20 protein-coding genes are annotated in these 18,839 nt (G+C 68.2%); 8 read left to right on the top strand and 12 right to left on the bottom strand.

Translation table 11 applies throughout. From position 1 onward, the window contains the following. Positions 1-9: 9 nt before the first annotated feature. The 5 genes from D5084_RS13875 to D5084_RS13855 all read right to left on the bottom strand — a co-directional run bounded on the left by D5084_RS13875 (position 10) and on the right by D5084_RS13855 (position 6,128). The gene (locus tag D5084_RS13875; protein WP_128516095.1) at positions 10-3,018 is read right to left on the bottom strand and encodes a DNA translocase FtsK; all 3,009 of its coding nucleotides are present in this window, start codon (positions 3,016-3,018) and stop codon (positions 10-12) included. Between the two features lie 11 nt (positions 3,019-3,029). Then, positions 3,030-4,208, bottom strand: coding sequence for an aminotransferase class I/II-fold pyridoxal phosphate-dependent enzyme (locus tag D5084_RS13870; RefSeq protein WP_128516094.1), 1,179 nt, complete (start codon positions 4,206-4,208; stop codon positions 3,030-3,032). Between the two features lie 158 nt (positions 4,209-4,366). Next, the gene (gene trhA / locus D5084_RS13865) at positions 4,367-5,098 is read right to left on the bottom strand and encodes a PAQR family membrane homeostasis protein TrhA (RefSeq protein WP_354001226.1); all 732 of its coding nucleotides are present in this window, start codon (positions 5,096-5,098) and stop codon (positions 4,367-4,369) included. Continuing rightward, complete coding sequence (locus D5084_RS13860) at positions 5,079-5,393, bottom strand: DUF1244 domain-containing protein (RefSeq protein WP_128516093.1); 315 nt, start codon at positions 5,391-5,393, stop codon at positions 5,079-5,081. Before D5084_RS13860 ends, trhA begins: the two co-directional genes overlap by 20 nt. Further along, the gene (locus tag D5084_RS13855) at positions 5,394-6,128 is read right to left on the bottom strand and encodes an N-formylglutamate amidohydrolase (protein WP_128516092.1); all 735 of its coding nucleotides are present in this window, start codon (positions 6,126-6,128) and stop codon (positions 5,394-5,396) included. A 166-nt stretch (positions 6,129-6,294) separates the two neighbouring features. Between D5084_RS13855 and pyk the strand changes: the two genes are divergently transcribed. From pyk to rplT, 4 genes are all read left to right on the top strand, one after another. After that, entirely contained in the window at positions 6,295-7,740 is a 1,446-nt protein-coding gene (pyk, locus tag D5084_RS13850) for a pyruvate kinase (RefSeq protein ID WP_128516091.1), read from the top strand. Positions 7,741-7,773: 33 nt separating this feature from the next. Continuing rightward, positions 7,774-8,004, top strand: a complete 231-nt coding sequence (locus D5084_RS13845) for a hypothetical protein (RefSeq protein WP_128516090.1) — start codon at positions 7,774-7,776, stop codon at positions 8,002-8,004. Positions 8,005-8,112: 108 nt separating this feature from the next. Further along, on the top strand, positions 8,113-8,313 hold the full coding sequence (gene rpmI, locus D5084_RS13840) for a 50S ribosomal protein L35 (RefSeq protein ID WP_128516089.1): 201 nt from the start codon (positions 8,113-8,115) through the stop codon (positions 8,311-8,313). 12 nt (positions 8,314-8,325) lie between these two features. After that, positions 8,326-8,688, top strand: a complete 363-nt coding sequence (rplT, locus tag D5084_RS13835; protein ID WP_128516088.1) for a 50S ribosomal protein L20 — start codon at positions 8,326-8,328, stop codon at positions 8,686-8,688. 135 nt (positions 8,689-8,823) lie between these two features. Here rplT and truB read toward each other — a convergent pair whose 3' ends face one another. Genes truB through rbfA form a run of 3 tightly spaced genes read right to left on the bottom strand, consistent with a single transcriptional unit; the run spans position 8,824 to position 10,877 of the window. Beyond that, the gene (gene truB / locus D5084_RS13830) at positions 8,824-9,726 is read right to left on the bottom strand and encodes a tRNA pseudouridine(55) synthase TruB (RefSeq protein WP_128516087.1); all 903 of its coding nucleotides are present in this window, start codon (positions 9,724-9,726) and stop codon (positions 8,824-8,826) included. A gap of 3 nt (positions 9,727-9,729) precedes the next feature. After that, positions 9,730-10,452, bottom strand: a complete 723-nt coding sequence (locus D5084_RS13825) for a phosphodiester glycosidase family protein (protein ID WP_128516086.1) — start codon at positions 10,450-10,452, stop codon at positions 9,730-9,732. Next, positions 10,449-10,877: a 30S ribosome-binding factor RbfA gene (rbfA, locus tag D5084_RS13820; protein ID WP_128516085.1), complete on the bottom strand. Its 429-nt coding sequence runs from the start codon at positions 10,875-10,877 to the stop codon at positions 10,449-10,451. Before rbfA ends, D5084_RS13825 begins: the two co-directional genes overlap by 4 nt. Before the next feature lie 95 nt (positions 10,878-10,972). Between rbfA and dapB the strand changes: the two genes are divergently transcribed. The 3 genes from dapB (at position 10,973) to D5084_RS13805 (ending at position 12,832) form a co-directional block, all read left to right on the top strand. Next, a complete protein-coding gene (gene dapB, locus D5084_RS13815) occupies positions 10,973-11,782 on the top strand; it encodes a 4-hydroxy-tetrahydrodipicolinate reductase (RefSeq protein WP_128516084.1) in 810 nt (269 codons plus the stop codon). Positions 11,783-11,844: 62 nt separating this feature from the next. Beyond that, positions 11,845-12,207 carry a dihydrodipicolinate reductase gene (locus tag D5084_RS13810; protein ID WP_128516083.1) on the top strand — a complete coding sequence of 121 codons (363 nt, stop codon included), beginning with the start codon at positions 11,845-11,847 and terminating at the stop codon, positions 12,205-12,207. 217 nt (positions 12,208-12,424) lie between these two features. Then, complete coding sequence (locus D5084_RS13805; protein WP_128516082.1) at positions 12,425-12,832, top strand: (R)-mandelonitrile lyase; 408 nt, start codon at positions 12,425-12,427, stop codon at positions 12,830-12,832. 322 nt (positions 12,833-13,154) lie between these two features. On the opposite strand, the gene D5084_RS13800 is transcribed toward D5084_RS13805, so the two are convergent. Continuing rightward, complete coding sequence (locus D5084_RS13800; protein ID WP_128516081.1) at positions 13,155-13,325, bottom strand: DUF1674 domain-containing protein; 171 nt, start codon at positions 13,323-13,325, stop codon at positions 13,155-13,157. A gap of 70 nt (positions 13,326-13,395) precedes the next feature. Here D5084_RS13800 and D5084_RS13795 point away from each other — a divergent pair, with 70 nt between their 5' ends. Further along, on the top strand, positions 13,396-14,628 hold the full coding sequence (locus tag D5084_RS13795) for an RsmB/NOP family class I SAM-dependent RNA methyltransferase (RefSeq protein WP_128516080.1): 1,233 nt from the start codon (positions 13,396-13,398) through the stop codon (positions 14,626-14,628). Positions 14,629-14,766: 138 nt separating this feature from the next. Here the strand turns inward: D5084_RS13795 and D5084_RS13790 are convergent, their stop codons facing one another. The 3 genes from D5084_RS13790 to D5084_RS13780 all read right to left on the bottom strand — a co-directional run bounded on the left by D5084_RS13790 (position 14,767) and on the right by D5084_RS13780 (position 18,825). Continuing rightward, the gene (locus D5084_RS13790; RefSeq protein WP_128516079.1) at positions 14,767-16,029 is read right to left on the bottom strand and encodes a lytic murein transglycosylase; all 1,263 of its coding nucleotides are present in this window, start codon (positions 16,027-16,029) and stop codon (positions 14,767-14,769) included. Beyond that, positions 16,026-18,257 carry a ribonuclease R gene (gene rnr, locus D5084_RS13785; protein ID WP_128516078.1) on the bottom strand — a complete coding sequence of 744 codons (2,232 nt, stop codon included), beginning with the start codon at positions 18,255-18,257 and terminating at the stop codon, positions 16,026-16,028. The genes D5084_RS13790 and rnr overlap by 4 nt, the downstream gene beginning before the upstream one ends. A 151-nt stretch (positions 18,258-18,408) precedes the next feature. Continuing rightward, positions 18,409-18,825 carry a GNAT family N-acetyltransferase gene (locus tag D5084_RS13780; RefSeq protein ID WP_128516202.1) on the bottom strand — a complete coding sequence of 139 codons (417 nt, stop codon included), beginning with the start codon at positions 18,823-18,825 and terminating at the stop codon, positions 18,409-18,411. Between the last annotated feature and the right edge of the window lie 14 nt (positions 18,826-18,839).

Below are 18,839 nucleotides of genomic sequence, written 5' to 3'. Positions count from 1 at the left end.
GTCAAAGTTTTACCGTTCTTCGACCAGAATCTCGCGCTTGCCGACGTGGTTGGCGCGGGTGACCACGCCCTGATCCTCCATCTGCTCGACCAGACGCGCGGCCTTGTTGTAGCCGATGCCCAGTTTCCGCTGGATGTAGCTGGTGGAACACTTCCGGTCCCGCGCCACGATCGCCACGGCCTGATCATACAGCGCGTCGTCCGATGCCTCGCCCGAGCCGAGGCCCAGCACCATGTCGATGTCCGAGGCCACCTCGTCCTCCGGCCCTTCGACCACGCCCGACATGTAGACCGGCGGGCCGAAGCTCTTCAGGTGGTTGACGATCTCTTCCACTTCCTCGTCGCTGACGAACGGCCCGTGGATACGGGTGATCTTCGCCCCGTTACCCATGTAAAGCATGTCGCCCGCGCCCAGCAGCTGCTCCGCCCCCTGTTCGCCAAGGATCGTGCGGCTGTCGATCTTCGACGTGACCTGGAAGGAAATCCGCGTCGGGAAGTTCGCCTTGATCGTGCCGGTGATGACATCGACCGAAGGCCGCTGCGTCGCCATGATGAGGTGGATACCGGAGGCCCGCGCCATCTGCGCCAGACGCTGGATGCAGGCCTCGATCTCCTTGCCCGCCACCATCATCAGGTCGGCCATCTCGTCCACGATGACGACGATATAGGGGAAGGGCTGCGGCGCGAATTCTTCCGTCTCGAAGACCGGATCGCCGGTTTCCTCGTCGAACCCGGTCTGGATCGTGCGCTTGAACATCTCGCCCTTGGCAAGTGCCTCGCGCACCCGGCCGTTGTAGCCCTCGATGTTGCGCACGCCCATCTTGGACATCTTGCGGTAACGTTCCTCCATCTCGCCCACGACCCATTTCAGGGCGACGACCGCCTTCTTCGGGTCCGTGACGACGGGGGACAGCAGATGCGGGATGCCGTCATAGACCGACAGTTCCAGCATCTTCGGGTCGATCATGATCAGCCGGCATTCCTCGGGCGTCAGCTTGTAGAGAAGCGACAGGATCATCGTGTTGATCGCCACCGATTTCCCCGACCCGGTGGTCCCGGCGATCAGAAGGTGAGGCATCTTGGCCAGGTTCGCCACCACCGGTTCGCCGCCGATGTCCTTGCCCAGTGCCAGCGGCAGCCGCATCTGGCTGTCGCCGAAGTCGCGCGACGACAGGATCTCGCGCAGGACCACCTTCTCGCGGTGGGCGTTCGGCAGTTCGATCCCGATCACGCTGCGCCCCGGCACCGTCGAGACACGCGCCGACAGCGCCGACATGGACCGCGCGATGTCGTCTGCCAGCCCGATGACGCGGCTTGCCTTCAGGCCCGGAGCAGGCTCCAGCTCATACATCGTCACGACCGGCCCCGGGCGCACCGCAGTGATCTCGCCCTTCACGCCATAGTCGTCCAGCACCGATTCCAGCATCCGTGCGTTTTCTTCCAGCGCCTCGTCCGAAAGCTGCATCCCCTGCACCTTGCTCGGGGCCGACAGCAGGCTCAGCGGCGGCAGTTCATAGGCCTGCGCCGCATCGTCGAACCGCAGTGCTGGCTGGCTCTCCGCCATCGCCTGCCGCGACGGAGCGGGCTTCTTCACCGCATGTTGCACCACCGCCTTGCGATCCTGGGCATAGGCCATCGGACGGGGTGGAGGCAGTTCGTCCTCCAGCTCATCCAGTCCGTCCATCGGATCCCTGTCCTCGGGGGCATAGTCCTCGGGCAGGCGGTCCCAGGCATCGTCCTCGGCAAAGACATTCTTCGGCAGGTCCTCGCCCGAGGCCCGGTCCTGCGCCCCATGCGCCGCAGCCGCCGCAGCCGCCACCGGCGGGACCGAACGGGGCAGGGGGCGGGTGTCGGCCATCAGCACCACCGGACCCTTCGGCCGCATCACCGGAGGCTCGATCCGGGCCGCAGGCGGCAACGGCGGCGGGGCCACCGGGAAATCGGGGCTGCGCATCACCCGGCTGCGGATCACGTCGGAAATCCGCGCCTTGATCCGCTCGTCCTGCGGCATGGCGGGGTTCCAGGAGGGCTCGCGCTCGATCAGCTCCGGCTCCGGCTCGGGCTGGGCCTTGCGGCGCAGACGTTCAAGGAGACCCGGCTTCTCCTTCACCGGGGCAGGGTCTGCTTCGGCATGACGCGGCTCGGCGTGACGCGGCTCGGGCCGCAGCGACCCCGGCACCGCCCGCGCGCTGTTCGCCCGCAGCGGCTTGGGCGCCATATCCGCCGTCACCGGCGGAACACCGCGCCGCGTCGCGGCCGGATCCCCGCGCAAGGCGACCGGCGGCTCATGGCGATGCACGGCAGCGCGCGCTTCGGCCCGGCTCCGCGCCCGGTCCTGCAAGGCGGCCGCGCCCTGCAGCGCCCCGCGCGCTCCGGCACCCAGCCCCTGGCGCAGCGTCGCATAGGCCATGACCGACCCCAGAAGCAGGAAGCGCTGGATCGCCTTCAACTCGTCCAGGTCAAAGCCGCACACGAACAGCATCATCGCGGCCAGACCGACAAAGGTCAGCAGCGACAGGACCTTCAGCCCGAATCCGGCCGATCCCGGCAGGATGCCCAGCAGCGACCCGGTCACCGTGTCCCCGAACAAGCCGCCCAGCCCGAAGGTATGCGTCCAGTCATGCCCCGGAACCAGCGTCGCGCAATGGACCGCCGCAAAGGCCACCGCGATCACCGCAAAGACCACCCGGCCGATCGCCCGCTCGCCGCCGCGATGGATCATGAAGCGCACGCCCCAGGCCGTGAAGATCATCGGGATCGTCCAGGCCCCCTTGCCGATCAGGATGATCAGCGTCGAGGCCATGGCCGCCCCGAACCGGCCCAGCAGGTTCTGCGCCGGTTCCTCGGTCGCCACCATCCAGCCCGGATCCTCGGGCGAATAGCTCCACAGCATCAGCGTGAACCCCAGGCCCACCAGCAGGAGGATCAGCCCCAGAAGCTCGCGCCCCCGGCGTTCCAGCATCGCCTGCGTGCCCTGGTCCAGAAGCGGATCGCGCTGCCGTGCCTGATACGAAGCCATTCGTCCCTCACTCACCCATAGATGCAGTCGCGCAAGCCTGTCAGCCCGCGCTGCGTTTCTTCCTGAGGGGCCACAAGGGCCACCCGGATATAACCCTTGCCGGGGTTCTCGCCCCCGACCTCGCGCGAGAGGTAAGCGCCGGGCAGAACCCGCACCCCCGTCTCGCGCCACAGCTTCAGCGCCGCCTGCTCGCCATCCTCGACCGGCAGCCACAGGAAGAACCCGCCCTCCGGTGCCTGATAGCCTTGCACCCCGGCGAAGATCGCATCCGCATCGCGGAACTTCGCCTGATACAGCGCGCGGCTTGCCTCGACATGCGCTTCGTCCGCCCAGGCCGCCTCGGCCACGCGCTGCAAGGGCAGGGGCAGCGGGGCGCCCGCAAAGGACCGCAGCTTGCGGATGCGGTTCATGCACTCCGGCCCTGCGGCCACGAAACCCGACCGCAGGCCGGGCAGGTTCGACCGTTTCGACAGCGAATGGAACACCGCCACCCGCTCGGGGTCCGCGCCCTGAGCCTCGGCGACCTGCAACAGGCCGGGCGGCGGCGTCTCGCGCCAGATTTCCGAATAGCACTCGTCGGCCAGCACCCGGAAATCGTGCTTTTCGGCCAGGGTCAGCAGGTCCGCCAGATAGTCCCGCGACGCCACCGCGCCCTGAGGGTTCGCGGGCGAACAGATATAGGCCAGCGCCACGCGGTCCAGCACATCCTTCGGCAGGCCGCCATAGTCCGGCAGAAACCCGGTGGCGGCGGTGGCGGGCACATAGACCGGGTCGGCCCCCACGGTCAGAGCGGCCACGGCATAGACCTGATAGAACGGGTTCGGCATCAGGACGACCGGCCTCTGGCCGTTCTTCGCTTCCGGGCACAGTGCGATGGCCGCGTTGAACAACCCTTCCCGCGTGCCGTTCAGCACCATCAGCCGGTCCTCGGCCATATCCACCCCATAGCGCCGTCCGATCCAGCCACGGATCGCCGCCAGCAGCTCGGGCGTGCCGTCGTTCGGCGGATAGACACCGAAGCCCGACAGGTTCGCCGCAAGGATCGGCCCGACGAACTCCGGCATCGCATGGCGCGGCTCGCCGATGGTCATGGCGATGGGCTCGCCCCCCGGAGGATGCGCGTCCAGAAGCCCCCGCAGACGCGGAAACGCATAGTCCGGCAGGTTCGAAAACCGCTCAGGAAACGCCATTACTGCCTCGATCGCGGGGTCTGAGCGCCCCGTTTGACCGGACGATAGCCGGGCGCGCGCCTCAGGTCCACAAAAAATCCTTCCCCATGAGAGGCTTGGGACCCCGTCTGTTGCATTTCCGCTGATGTGACTGGCGGGTTTGACCGCGGGGCCCGGACCTACGGCAGGTCTGCCGCCGATTGCACTAGTTGCAGGGTCACGGCGGCATAGAACACCGCGCTCGCCGCAAGCACGCAGAGATGCCAGATCGTGTAGTGGAACGGCAGCCGATGCCACAGGCAGAAGGCCACGCCCACCGAATACAGCACCCCGCCCAGCGTGATCAGAACCAGCACCGGGGTCGAAAGCGCGGCCAGAAGCTCGCCCCCGCCGAACAGCGCCGCCCAGCCCATGGCCAGCGAAAGCGCGACAGCCGCCAGCCTCAGCCGGTCGGGCGCCAGGGCGCGCAGGGCGGCTCCCAGCAGGGCAGCGACCCAAAGCGCGACCAGCAATCCCTTCACCTCGGCCCCCGACAGCAGGACGAAGGGCGTGTAGGTCCCCGCGATCAGACAGAGCGTGGCGGTATGGTCCAGGCTGCGGAAGATGCGCCGCAGCCTCGGCTGCCGGCTCAGGTGGAACAGCGCCGAAAAGACCAGCGTCGCCACAAGCGCCAGCCCGTAGATCACGGTCGAGGCGACCGCCGCCGCATCGCCGCGCAGGATCACCGCCAGGGCGATCAGGACCGGAACTGCAACCAGCGCCGCGCCGATGCCCAGAAGGTGGACGACGGCATCGCTCAGACGCTCGGCGCGGGAATAGTCGTGACGGACCGGCAGCAGCATCCCGCGAAAATAGCGGAAAAACGCCGAACTGCGGATCACATCCTTCGGATCAGTCTTTCCTGCCCACATTCTGCTCGAAGGCCTTGTCGAAAGCCGCCTTCTTGCCCGCATCGGCCTCGGTCTGGTGCTGCGCGACCCAGTCGGCATAGGGCATCCCGTAGACCACTTCCCGCGCCTCGTCCTTCGTCATCTCGATTCCGCGTGCGTTCGCCGCCTCCTGATACCAGCGGCTCAGGCAGTTGCGGCAGAAGCCGCCCAGGTTCATCAGGTCGATGTTCTGCACATCGGGCCGCTTGACCATCAGGTGATGCACCAGCGCGCGAAAGGCCGCCGCCTCCAGTTCCGTCCGCGTCGCGTCGTCCATCTACAGACCCTCCAGCACTTCGGTCAGGATCCCCGCCAGCCGCCCCGCCCAATGGGCCTGCTGCTCGGCCGTCCCGATCAGATCGTTCCTGATCTCTATAAGAGTGTTGTGCCGCCCCAGACGCAAGGCATGACGGTCGATCGCATCGCCCGGCAGGTGGCCCGAGTATGGCTCGTTGTCGCCGATGCACAGGTCGGTCTCGGCCTTCAGCCGCGCGATCAGCGGTTTCGAAAGCCGCTCGTCCAGATGCGAATACAGCACCCCCACATGCCAGGGCCGGGGCGCGCGCCCGCGCAGACAGGGGGTAAAGGAATGCACCGCCACGATCACCCGGTCCGGTCGCTTCGCCGCCAGACGCGCATAAGCCGCGTGATAGGGGCGATAAAGCCGGTCCAGCCGCTCTTCCACGCCCGCCGCCGTGATGTGCCGGTTCGCCGGGATGATCGTCCCGTCATACAGCTTCATCACCAGCGTCGGGTCGTCCTCGCCCCGGTTCGGATCGATCACCAGGCGGCTGAAGTCCGACAGGATCACCGGGCTGTCCAGCAGGCGGCCCAGCTCCCGCGCCACGCCCGCCGCACCCACATCCCAGGCGATGTGGCGGGCCATCTCCGCCGCCGGTATCCCCAGATCGCCGCCGTTCACCCAATCCGGCACCCGGTTCGAGGCATGGTCGCAGGTCACCAGCCAGCGCCCGGGGCGATGTTCTCCGTCGATCTGAAAGGCCAAGGTCATCCTCGCGCGGTGCTCATCCCTCCCTTACGGTCGTTCTTCGCGCAAGGCCAGCGATGAGCAACTGAAACGCAGCGAAGGGCGTCGGTAAGGCGTTGCGGGGCGCAGCCGATTGCGCCATAAGGCACGCGGCCCACATGAACCGGAATTTATCAGCAGGAGGATGGCGATGCGCCGTCACCGCAACGTGAAGATTGTGGCCACGCTCGGCCCCGCTTCCTCGACCTACGAGATGATCCGCGCGCTGTTCGAGGCCGGGGCCGACGTGTTCCGCCTGAACATGAGCCACGGCGCCCACGAGGACATCAGGAAGCGGCACGAGATCATCCGCCAGGTCGAAAAGGACCTCGGCCGCCCGATCGGCATCCTCGCCGACCTCCAGGGGCCGAAACTGCGCGTCGGCGTCTTTGCCAATGGCCAGGAAGAGCTGATCGAAGGCGCCGCCTTCCGCATGGACCTCTCCACCACGCCCGGCGACGCGCATCGCGTGAACCTGCCGCACCCGGAGATCTTCGCCGCGCTGGAACCCGGCGCGACGCTTCTGGTCAACGACGGCAAGATCCGCCTGCGCGTGAACGCCTGCGGCAAGGACTTCGCCGATTGCACCGTCGAGGTCGGCGGCACCATCTCCAACCGCAAGGGCGTGAACGTGCCCGACGTGGTCCTGCCGCTCGCCGCCCTGTCCGAAAAGGACCGTTCCGACCTCGAATTCGTCTGCGAACTGGGCGTGGACTGGCTCGCCCTGTCCTTCGTGCAGCGTCCCGAGGATGTGATCGAGGCGCGCAGCCTTGCCAAGGGCCGCGCCGCGATCCTGTCCAAGATCGAGAAACCCGCCGCCGTGAAGGCCTATGACGCCATCCTGCAAGTGTCGGACGGGATCATGGTCGCGCGCGGCGATCTGGGCGTGGAACTGCCCGTCACCTCGGTGCCGCCGATCCAGAAGCGCCTTGTCCGGGGTGCCCGGGCGGCGGCAAAGCCGGTGATCGTGGCGACGCAGATGCTCGAATCGATGATCGAATCGCCCGTGCCGACCCGGGCCGAGGTCTCGGACGTCGCCACCGCGATCTATGAAGGCGCCGATGCGATCATGCTCTCGGCCGAATCCGCCGCCGGGAAATATCCGGTCGAGGCCGTCACCACGATGAACGACGTGGCGATGAGCGTCGAGAAGGATCCGACCTACCGCTCGGTGATCGAGGCCAGCCGCGTCGTCCGCCGGGAATCGGTGGCCGACGGCATCGTCGCCGCCGCGCGAGAGATTGCCGAGGCGACGAACATCAAGGCGATCTGCTGCTTCAGCCAGACCGGCACGACCGCAGCACTGGTGGCCCGCGAACGCCCGCATGTGCCGATCCTGGCGCTGACGCCGCTCCTGTCCACCGCGCGGCGCATGGCGCTGACCTGGGGGGCGCATTGCGTCATCACCCCGCCGCAGGACCGCTTCAAGGGCGCCGTTCTGGCCGCCGTGGGCGCCGCCCGCGCCGATGGCTTTGCGACCGAGGAAGACCAGATCGTCGTCACCGCCGGGGTGCCGTTCAACGTCAAGGGCACCACGAACATCCTGCGCGTCGCCCCCTGCGACGAGCGATTGATCTCACGGGTCGACCCGGAGTAACCTCTCCGCCTGCAACCGGTTGGGCGAGGGGTCATGGACGCCGATGTCGATCTGATGCTGACGGTCGGGATCATCCTGATTGTCCTGTCCGTCCCGTCGCTTCTGTCCGCCTGGGTCGAAGGCCGCGCGCCGCGTATGGGCGCGATCATGTCGATCGCCGCGCTGGGCCTGATCGTCGCCGCCATCATGACCAAGCCGGGCGGCTATGCCTTCAACGAGGTGCCCGGCGTGATGCTGAAGGTCGTCGCCGGGTTCCTGCGCTAGCTTTCGGCTCTTGCACCTTTGCCCGGCTGCCCCTATAGGGGCGGCTTCTTACCCGCACGGCCGGCCAGAGTGGCATGCCGAGTCGTGCCTGAAACCACGGAGATGGAAATGCCCAAGATGAAGACCAAGTCGGCGGCGAAGAAGCGCTTCAGCTTCACGGCCACCGGTCGGGTGAAGGCCGGTCCCGCCGGCAAGCGCCACGGCATGATCAAGCGCACGGCGAAATTCGTCCGCAACTCGGCCGGGACCATGATCCTGAACGACAGCGATGCGAAGATCGTCAAGAAATACATGCCCTACGACCGGTAAGGAGAGCACAAGATGTCCCGCGTCAAATCCGGCAAGGTCACGCATGCCCGTCACCGCAAGGTGATCAAGCAGGCGGCTGGCTATTATGCCGCCCGTTCCACCAATTTCCGCACCGCCACTCAGGCCGTTGACAAGGCCAACCAGTACGCGACCCGCGACCGCAAGGTCCGCAAGCGCCAGTTCCGCGCGCTGTGGATCCAGCGGATCAACGCCGCCGTACGTCTGTTCGACGCCGAGATGACCTATTCGCGTCTGATCAACGGCCTGTCGAAAGCCGGGATCGAAGTCGATCGCAAGGTGCTCGCCGACCTCGCCGTCCACGAGCCCGAGGCGTTCAACGCCATCGCCGGCCAGGCCAAGGCCGCGCTGGCCTGATCGGTCGGATCCTTCCGCATGTGGAAAGGCCCCGCCTCGCAGCGGGGCCTTTTCCTTTTCCCCGTCCCGGGCCTGACCCGGGACCTCCCGTGTCACCCGCAGGCCCCGGCTCAGGTCTCGGGCCAAGGCGGCCGTTCAGCGGTTGAACACCCGGCTCGGGTGCAACTCCCCACCCCTGTAGTGCCCCACCGCCACCGCCTGCCCATCCAGGCTCGCCCACCCCTCGGTGCCCCAATCCGCGTGGCCGATCACCTGACCCGGATTGCCGTTGCGCAACCGCACCGCACCTTCCGGTGTCGCGGTGAACTCCGGCAGGTCCTGCAAGCCCAGCTCCAAAGGCAACAGCCGCGCGTCCAGAGCTTCGGTCTTTGCCTCGGCGTCGATCACCTCCAGCGTCACACCCTGATCCGCGTTGAACGGCCCCGACCACTCCCGCCGCAGCCATTCCACATGCCCCAGGCACCCCAGCGCCCGCCCGAGGTCCCGCGCGATGGACCGCACATAGCCACCCTTGCCGCAGACCATTTCCAGATCGACGTGATCCGCATCCGGGCGGCCCAGCATCACCAGCCGCTCCACCCACAGGGGCCGCGCGGCAAGCTCCATCGTCTCGCCCTCCCGCGCCAGGTCATAGGCCCGCTCGCCATCGACCTTGACCGCCGAATACTGCGGCGGGACCTGTTCGATCTGCCCCCTGAACGCCCCCAGCGCCGCCTCGATCTGCGCATCCGTGGGGCGCAGCCCGGACGTTGCGATCACCCGGCCCGAGGCATCATCGGTCTCCGTTGCCGCCCCCAGAACCACCCGGAACCGGTAGCACTTCAGCGCGTCGGTGACATAGGGGATCGTCTTCGTCGCCTCGCCCAGCGCCACCGCCAGCACGCCGGTCGCATCCGGGTCCAGCGTCCCGGCATGCCCCGCCTTCGCGGCCCCCAGCGCCCATTTCACCTTGTTCACCACCGCCGTCGAGGTCACCCCGGCGGGCTTGTCCACGATCAGCCAGCCGCTGACCGCGCGGCCCTTCTTCCCCCGACCCATCCCTCAGCCCTTCGGAACCACGGTGCCGACGATCGGCCCCATCGGAAACCCGCCGTCATGCCGCGCCAGCTGCGGCGCATAAAGCCGCGAGATGTTGCCATCGAAATACAGCGCATCCGGCAGGCCAAGCTCATCCCGGAAGAACCGGGCGAAGGCATGGAAGTTCACCGCATCGTTGGAAATCGCAAAGACCGCCCGGCTGCCATCCTCGCTGACTCCGACCCCGTTTCGCACATAGGTCGAGTCGCTCCCCGGCAGAAGTTTCGGGTGCAGCCTGCCCTTGATGACCAGCATCGGACCGGACTGGGTCGCATAGCGGCAGGCGGGTTTCTCCGCCTTGAAGATCCGGCTTTCGATCACCCGGAACCCGTCGCCGATGCAGAACACCCCGTTCGGCAGCAGCCCGAAGTTCCCCGGTCCGGCGCGCGTGACCAGTTTCGACACCTCCACCCCGTCCTCGACATACAACCCTACCGGAGAAAGATCGCGGTGATACATCCCCGCATTCATCGCAAAGCCCAGCGCCTTGCCCTCGGCGGCCAGCGCCTCATCGACCTTGCGAAAGCTGCCATAGGCACCCTCCGGCCCGGAATGGAACAGCCGCAGATCCTCGCCCGCCTGCACCTCGCAGACCGTGTAGGACGCACCCTCGAAGCGTGTATCCCGGCAGTCCGCCGCCCCTGCCGCCACCGGCGTCAGCAGGAAGACAGCAGCCAGCCACCTCATTCCGCACCGTCCGCGGGGTCGGGATCGGGCGCGCCAAGATCGCGCTGCACCGCGGGGTCCGCGAACAGCCGCCGCGTCTCGTCCAGCCGATCGAAGGTCTCGTCCGGGCGGAACCGCAGGTCCGGCGCGTATTTCAGCGTCAGCTGCGCCGCCACCAGATGCCGCAGCTCTGCCTTGTTGCGCGCCAGCGCCGCGATGGCATTCTCCACCGGGACCGAGCCCATCAGCGGCATCACATAGACCGTCGCCACCTTCAGATCGGGCGAGCATGACACCTCGCCCACCGTGATCGACATGGCGTTCAGGTCCGGGTCATGGATTTCGGCCCGGTTCAGCACATCCGACAGCGTGCGGCGGATCAGTTCGCCCACGCGCAACTGGCGTTGCGACGGGCCGGTCCCGGTGTTGAAGCGCTTGTTCCCCATGCCGCCCCTTTATGCCCTTTCACCCGCGCCCGCAACGCCGGGCTTCTCACGCCTGCGGGAACCGGCTACGGAGAGGCATCGCAAGGGAGACAAGCATGACCGACGCTCCGGGATTGGTGGTGACAGGCGCTTCGGGGCGGATGGGACAGACCCTGATCCGCCTGTCGCAGGGGTCCGACCGCCTGCGCCTCGTGGCCTGCGTCGAACGCGCGGGCCATCCCTGGATCGGCCGCGACGTGGGCGAGGCAATGGGCGGCGCCCCGATCGGGGTCAAGGTCACCGACGACGCGCTCGAGGCCTTTGCACAGGCGCAGGCCGTGATCGACTTCACCGCCCCCGCCGCCACGGTCGAGTTCGCCGCGCTGGCCGCCCAGGCCCGCGCTGTCCATGTCATCGGCACCACGGGCCTTGAACCCCAGCACCTGGCGAAGATCGAGGCCGCCGCCCGCCACGCCACCATCATCCGCGCCGGGAACATGTCGCTGGGCGTCAATCTCCTTGTCCGGCTGACCCGGATGGTCGCCGCCGCGCTGGATGCCGACTGGGACGTGGAAGTGGTCGAGGCCCACCACCGCATGAAGGTCGACGCCCCCTCGGGCACTGCGCTCATGCTGGGCCAGGCCGCCGCGGAAGGCCGGGGCATCAGCCTGGACGACGCGCGCGTCTCGGGCCGCGACGGCATCACCGGCGCGCGGGCGCGGGGCAGCATCGGCTTCTCCGCCATCCGCGGCGGCGACATCGTCGGCGAACACGACGTGATCTTCGCCGGCGAAGGCGAGCGGGTGATCCTGCGCCATGTCGCCACCGACCGCGCCATCTTCGCCCGGGGCGCGCTGCGCGCCGCACTCTGGGGACAGGGCCGGAAACCCGGTCAGTACGACATGATGGACGTGCTCGGCATCTGACCGGATGATCCGATCCGCGTCCCGCGGCGTAACAGTCGCATCTCTGTCACCCGGGGGATGTCATGCTGCGTCTGGCTGCAATGCTGCTTGTGCTGTCGGTCCCGGTCACGGCCGCAGCAAACGATTTCGAGCCGGTGAAGGAAAAGGACCGCTTCCTGACCCTGGTCAAGGACCGCACCCTGCGCATCGGCCTTTACAACCTGTCGATCAAGGTCCTGCCCGACGGCCGCATCGACGGCTCGGCGCTCGGCTGGAAGATCACCGGCAACTGGTCCTGGAAAGACGGCTACTTCTGCCGCGAGATGGACTGGAGCGGGATGCCCATCCGCTACAACTGCCAGCTGGTCGAGGCACAGGGGGCCGAGAAACTCCGCTTCACGGTCGATCAGGGACAGGGCGACTCTGCGACGTTCCGCCTGCGGTGACGCGCGGCGAAGGCTGCGCCGCGCCTCGCCGGCCTTCTGCCTTGCGCGACCCGTCGCTTCCGTGAAGCCAAGGCAGGTCTTGCTCCGGCGACAGGGCAGAACCACCTCCATCGCGTCCCGGGCGACAAGACGACGAAGGCGCTCGACAGGCCCGCAAACACGGTGCTCACTCTCCCGATCCCTGCCAAGCTCCCGCCAGACCCATCGGAAGACGCCCATGAAGATCTACCCCGCAGGCCACGCCCCCTCCCGCCCCGGCGCCCCGGACTGGTTCACCGGCCGCGTCCGCCTCGACCCCCTGTTCAACCCCGAAGCCCCCGACCGCGTGCAGGGCGCGCTCGTCACCTTCGACCCCGGCGCCCGCACCGCCTGGCATACGCATCCCCTCGGCCAGACCCTGATCGTCACCGCAGGCCTCGGCCTCTGCCAGTCGGACGGCGGCCCTGTCCGCGCGATCCGCCCCGGTGACGTCGTCACCTTCGCCCCGGGCGAACGCCACTGGCACGGCGCCGCCCCCGACAGGGGCATGTCCCACATCGCCATCCACGAGGTCCAGGACGGACGAAGCGTCGACTGGATGGAGCCGGTCAGCGACACCGACTACGCAGCCGCACCGGAAGGGTAGGCGGCCCGCCGGCCCGGGCCAGCGACCGCAGCGCCTGCCCATCCCTCACAAGCGCACCGCAGCGCCAGCCTGACCAGGCTCCGGCTTGCTCTTTTCCCAAATACTCCCGCCGGAGGCACCTGCCTGTCTGCAGGCCCAGGCGCACCGACGAGGCGCGGTATCCAGGCGCAGCCCTCAGCCGCGCTCCCCTCGGCAATGCTTGCCAAATCCCTAACGTCCACAGCCAAGTGATTGAAATCAAAGGTCACGAAAAACTGCCCGCGCGCGGACAAGCGACGAGACGCGGAAGGCGCGACGCAAGAGCTGCCCCGCAGGCAAACCCTCAGAAATCGATCGCCAGCCCCTTCTTCTCCCAGTCGCCATAGCGCACCGGCTCCGGCCCGTCCCGGCCCCCCAGCTCCTTCGGCAGGGGGGCCTTCACGGCCGCCGCCTTCCGCCGTTCCTCGGCCTCGGCCAGCGCCCGCTTCGCCGCGGGTGGCAGATCGTCGTCCATGACTGACCCCTTCCTTGTATGGCCCTGCGTCCTGATATAGGCCCCTCTGCGAACCAACAAGGGGACCGGAATGGCTGAAGGCCTCACTGCGCGCGCCACAGCAGTCGCAATCCTGGACGGCGTCCTCGGCGAAGGCCGGATGCTGTCGGACTTCTCCGGCGACCACCTCGCCCCCGCCGACCGCGCCCGCGCGCTGCGCCTGGCCGAAACCACCCTCCGCCACCTGGAACCCGCAGACAAGCTCCTCGACAAACACCTCCGCAAGTCCCCGCCCCTCACCGTCCGCAACACCCTCCGCCTCGCCGTCGTCGAACGCGCGCAAGGCGCCCCCGCCCACGGCACGGTGAACGCGGCGGTCGAGATCACCCGCCAGGGCGGCAAACGCACCGCCCACCTCACCGGCCTCGTCAACGCCGTCCTCCGCGCCCTGCCCGAAGACCTCACCCTCCCGCCGCAGAAACTCCCCCGCTGGCTCCGCCAACCCCTCGTCCACGCTTTCGGCCGCGACACTGTCACCGCCATCGAGACCATCCACGCCCAGGAACCCCCGCTCGACCTCACCCTCCGCGACGGCTTCCCGCACCCGGACGGAGACCTCCTGCCCACCGGCAGCCTCCGCCTCCGCAGTCCCGGCCAGCTCTCCACGCTCCCCGGCTACGCCGAAGGCGGCTGGTGGGTCCAGGACGCCGCCGCCGCGCTGCCTGTCAAACTCCTGCAACCCCGGCCGGGCGAACGCATTCTCGACCTCTGCGCCGCACCGGGAGGCAAGACCCTGCAACTCGCCGCCGCCGGGGCCGAAGTCACAGCCCTCGACATCTCCGCCCCCCGCATGGCCCGCGTCCAGGCCAACCTCGCCCGCACCGGCCTGACCGCCACCCCCATCACCGCCGACGCCCTCTGCTGGCAGCCCGACGCCCCCTTCGACGCCATCCTCCTTGACGCCCCCTGTTCCGCCACCGGCACCATCCGCCGCCACCCGGACCTGCCCTTCGTCAAGGACGGATCCGAACTCCCCTCCCTCACCAGCCTGCAATCCCAGCTCATCGACCGCGCCCTCGGCTGGCTGAAACCCCAGGGACGCCTCGTCTTTTCCACCTGCTCGCTCCTGCCCGAGGAAGGCGAGGCCCAACTCGCCGCCGCCCTGAGCCGCCACCCCGGCCTCACCACCGAACGCGCCCAGCTCGAAGGCATCGACCCCGCCTGGTGGACCCCGGACAGCGCCCTCCGCCTGCGCCCCGACTACTGGGCGGACAGGGGCGGCATGGACGGCTTCTTCCTCGCCCGCCTGCGCAAGGTCGCCTGACCACCCGGTCTTGCCCTTTTCCAAATACTCTCGGGGGTTTGGGGGCGAAGCGCCCCAACGACCGAGGAGGAGGCGCAGCCCGACGACGAGACAGTGGACCTGCGCGTCAGCGCGCCGTTCCGGTCCCGTGCGAAGACATCAGCGCAACAGTTCCAGCACCTCCAGCGACGGATAGCCGTCCGGCACCAGCCCCCGCGCATTCTGGAAGGCCTTCACCGCGGCCACCGTCTTCGGCCCCATCCGCCCGTCGACACCCCCCGCATCGAACCCGGCCTTCGTCAGCAAATCCTGCAACTCCCGCCGCTCCTCCAGCGTCAGCGCCCGCAACTCGCGCGGCCACCCGGACTGGATCGCCGCGCCCCCGGCCAGCCGGTCCGACAGCGACCCGATCGCCACCACATAGGCATCCGCCGTGTTGTAATGCTCGATCACCTGGAAATTCGGCCAGATCAGAAAGGCCGCCCCCCGATACCCCCCGGGCAACAGGATCGACCCCGGCCCATGGTCCGGCAGGTCCGCGCCGAACACCGTCCGCACCCCCATCGCCTGCCACTCCGCCACGGGTTTCACCACCCGCTCTGTCGTCTGGTCATAGTCGAACCCCTGGGGCAGGCGCACCTCCACCCCCCAGGGCTGCCCCTTGGCCCAGCCCCAGTGCCGCAGGTAATTCGCCGTCGAGGCCAAAGCGTCCGCTGGATCCTCCCCCCAAAGGTTCCGCTTCCCGTCCCCATCGAAATCGACCGCGAACTTTTCCCAGCTGGACGGCATGAACTGCGTATGCCCGCTCGCCCCCGCCCAACTGCCGACAAAACGCTCCACATGCCCGCCTTCGACGATCCGCAGCGCCGCGATCAGCTCCGCCTCGAAAAACGCCCCCCGCCGCCCCTCATAGGCCAGCGTCGCGAGCGACCCCAACACCGGCAGATCACCCCGGTAGGTTCCATAGGCACTTTCCAGTCCCCAGATCGCCGCGACGACTTCCTTTTCCACCCCGTACTCCGCCTCGATCCGCTCCAGAACGTCCCGGTGCTTCGCGATGGCCTTCAACCCCAGCCCCACCCGGTCCTCCGACACGGCGGTGTCCAGGTAGTCCCAGATCGTCTTGGTGAACTCGTTCTGGTTCCGGTCGCGCTCTACGACCTTGGGGTTGAACTCCACCCCCCGCAGTGCCGCGTCGAAGGTCGCCGCCGACACCCCCGCCGCCAGCGCCCGAGGCCGGAAGTCCTTCACCCATGCGTCAAGCCCGGCCTGAGACCCCATCACACCCTCCACCCCCGCCACCGGATCGGGCAGGATCGTCTGCGCGGCTGCCAGACCAGGCACCCCGGCCACCCAAAGCGCCACCAGAATCCTTCGAAGGATCTTGCAAAACCTTTCGAAAAGTCTTGCCCCGCCCCTCATCGCCGCTTGCGCACCAGCCGCCGCTTCGCCGCCGCCTGCGCAGGCTTCCGGGGCTGATACTTCCCCCCCGAACGCCGCGACGGCCGCATCGCCGCCCCCTCGACCGACAGAAGCTCCAGGATCAGCCCGCCCGTCACCGGCACGGCTTCGGCCAGCCGCACCATGACCTTCTGCCCGATCCCCAGCACCAGCCCGGTCTCCGACCCCCTCAGCGTCTGGCTGCCCTCGTCGTAGTTGAAATACTCCCGCCCCAGCGCCCGTACCGGGATCAGCCCGTCCGCCCCGGTCTCGTCCAGCCGAACGAACACCCCAAACCGCTGCACCCCGGAAATCCGCCCGGCAAACTCCGCCCCCACCCGGTCGGCCAGATAGGCCGCCAGATAGCGGTCATTGGTATCCCGCTCTGCCGCCATGCTGCGCCGCTCGGCTTCCGAGATCAGCTTGCCCGTCTCCTCGAGGTTCTCCTCGTCCCAGGCCGACAACCCGTCCTGCCCCCAGCCATGCGCCGAGATCAGCGCGCGGTGCACGATCAGGTCGGAATAGCGCCGGATGGGCGACGTGAAATGCGCATAGTTCCGCAGCGCCAGCCCGAAATGCCCGAAATTCTCCGGGTGATAATAGGCCTGCGTCATCGACCGCAGGGTGGACAGGTTGATGAGCTCGTCGAACTCCGTCCCTTCGGCCTGCGCCAAAAGTCGGTTCAGGTGCCTCGTCTGCAACACCTGCCCCTTGGCCAGCGTCAGCCCCGCGCCTTCCGCAACCTCGCGCAAGCCTTCCAGCTTCAGCGGAGAGGGCTCCTCATGCACCCGGAACAGCAGGGGCCGCTTCAGCCGGATCAACTCCTCCGCCGCCGCGACATTGGCGAGGATCATCATCTCCTCGATCAGCTTGTGCGCTTCCAGCCGCTCCTTGAACGCGACCGAGACGACACGCCCGTCCTCGCCCAGCTCGATCTTGCGCTCCGGCAGCTCCAGATCCAGCGGCTGCCGCTGCTCCCGCGCCTGTTTCAGCGCCGCATAGGCGGCATACAGCGGCTTCAGCACCCAATCGACCAGTGGGGCCGTCTTCTCATCCGGCGCCCCGTCCACCGCTGCCTGCACCTGCGCATAGTGCAAGGACGCCACCGACCGCATCATCCCGCGCACGAAGCGATGGCTCCGCTTGTGGCCATCCTTGTCGATCACCATCCGCACCGCGATGCAGGCCCGGTCCACGCCCTCGTGCAGGCTGCACAGGTCCCCCGACAGGATGTCCGGCAGCATCGGCACCACCCGGTCGGGGAAATAGGTCGAATTCCCCCGCCGCCGCGCCTCGCGGTCCAGGGCAGACCCCGGAGTCACGAAATGCGCCACGTCGGCGATGGCCACCCAGATCACGAACCCGCCCGGATTGCCCGGGTCAGTATCCGCCTCGGCATAAACCGCATCGTCCCGGTCCCGCGCGTCCACCGGGTCGATGGTGACCAGCGGCAGATCACGCAAGTCCTCGCGCCCCTTCATGCCCACCGGCTCGGCCCGATCCGCCTCGGCAATCACCGCATCCGGGAACACATCCGGGATGCCGTGCTGGTGAATGGCGATCAGGCTCGCCGCCCGCGGCCCCGCCGGATCGCCCAGCCGCGCCACCACCTGCGCCGCCGGCAGCCCCAGCCGCCGCCCGCCCACCGCCTCGGCCTCGACCAGCTCGCCATCCCTGGCCCCCCCGGTCATGTCCGACGCCACCCGCCATTCGCGGTCCGAGCCCTTCTCGATGGGCACGATCCGCCCGCCTTCGGCGCCCTGCCGGAACACCCCCAGCACCTTCGCCGGGTTCGACCCCAGCTTGCGGATCAGCCGCGCCTCATAATCGCGATCCTCGGCTTCGACCTTCGCCAGCCGCGCCAGAATCCGGTCCCCGGCCCCCAGCGCCGGATCGCCCTTCTTCGGCACGATCAGGATGCGCGGTCCCTCCTCCACGCCCTCTTCAAGGGGCCGGGCAAACAGATCTCCCGCCGCATCCGGGGCCAGAACCTGCAAGACGGCCACCGGAGGCAGGATCCCCGGCGCGCGGAAGCGGCGCCCGGATTTCTCCACCACGCCTTCGCCTTCCAGTTCACGCAACAGCGCCTTCAACGCGATCCGCGCATCGCCCTTGATGCCAAAGGCCCTGGCAATGTCGCGCTTGGCCGCAAGGCCGGGGTTCTCGGAAATCCACTGACGGATTTCATCCTTGGAGGGCAAAGGTTTCATGCTCGCCTAGCTAGCACGCCCCATCCCCCAAGACTACCCGACCCCCATTTGCCCTTTTCACAAATACTCATCTTCACCCCGAGGAGGAGGCGCAAGCCCGACGACGAGACAAAAGACTTGCGCCTCCGGCGCTCCGCTTGAAAGCCGCCGGTCACAAGGTGCGGCGCATGTGGCGGTGCGGGATGCCGGCGTCCAGGAACTCCTCGCCCTCGATCACGAAGCCCAGCTTCTCGTAGAACCCGGTCGCATGGCTTTGCGCGCCGAGATAGGCCTCGGTCACCCCCGGCTGACCCCGCAGCACCTCCAGTGCCGCGCGGATCAGCGCCGCGCCAAGGCCCGCCCCCCGCACTTCCGGCAGCACACAGACCCGGCCGATCTTGCCGACCGCGCCCTTCACCAAAAGCCGCGCCGTGCCCACCGGACAGTCCCCGTCCCAGGCCAGCAGATGAATCGCCTGCCCATCCAGCCCGTCCACCTCGTCGGCCTCGGAAACCCCCTGCTCGTCGATGAACACCACCCGGCGCAGCGCCTGGCAGGTCGGGATGTCGCCCGTCACCTCGATCTTCACCGTCTCTGACAGGC

The sequence above is a fragment of the Tabrizicola thermarum genome, assembly GCF_003574395.1.
GTDB classification, from domain to species: Bacteria; Pseudomonadota; Alphaproteobacteria; order Rhodobacterales; family Rhodobacteraceae; genus Tabrizicola; species Tabrizicola thermarum.
This window is presented reverse-complemented; position numbering and strand designations above follow the sequence as displayed.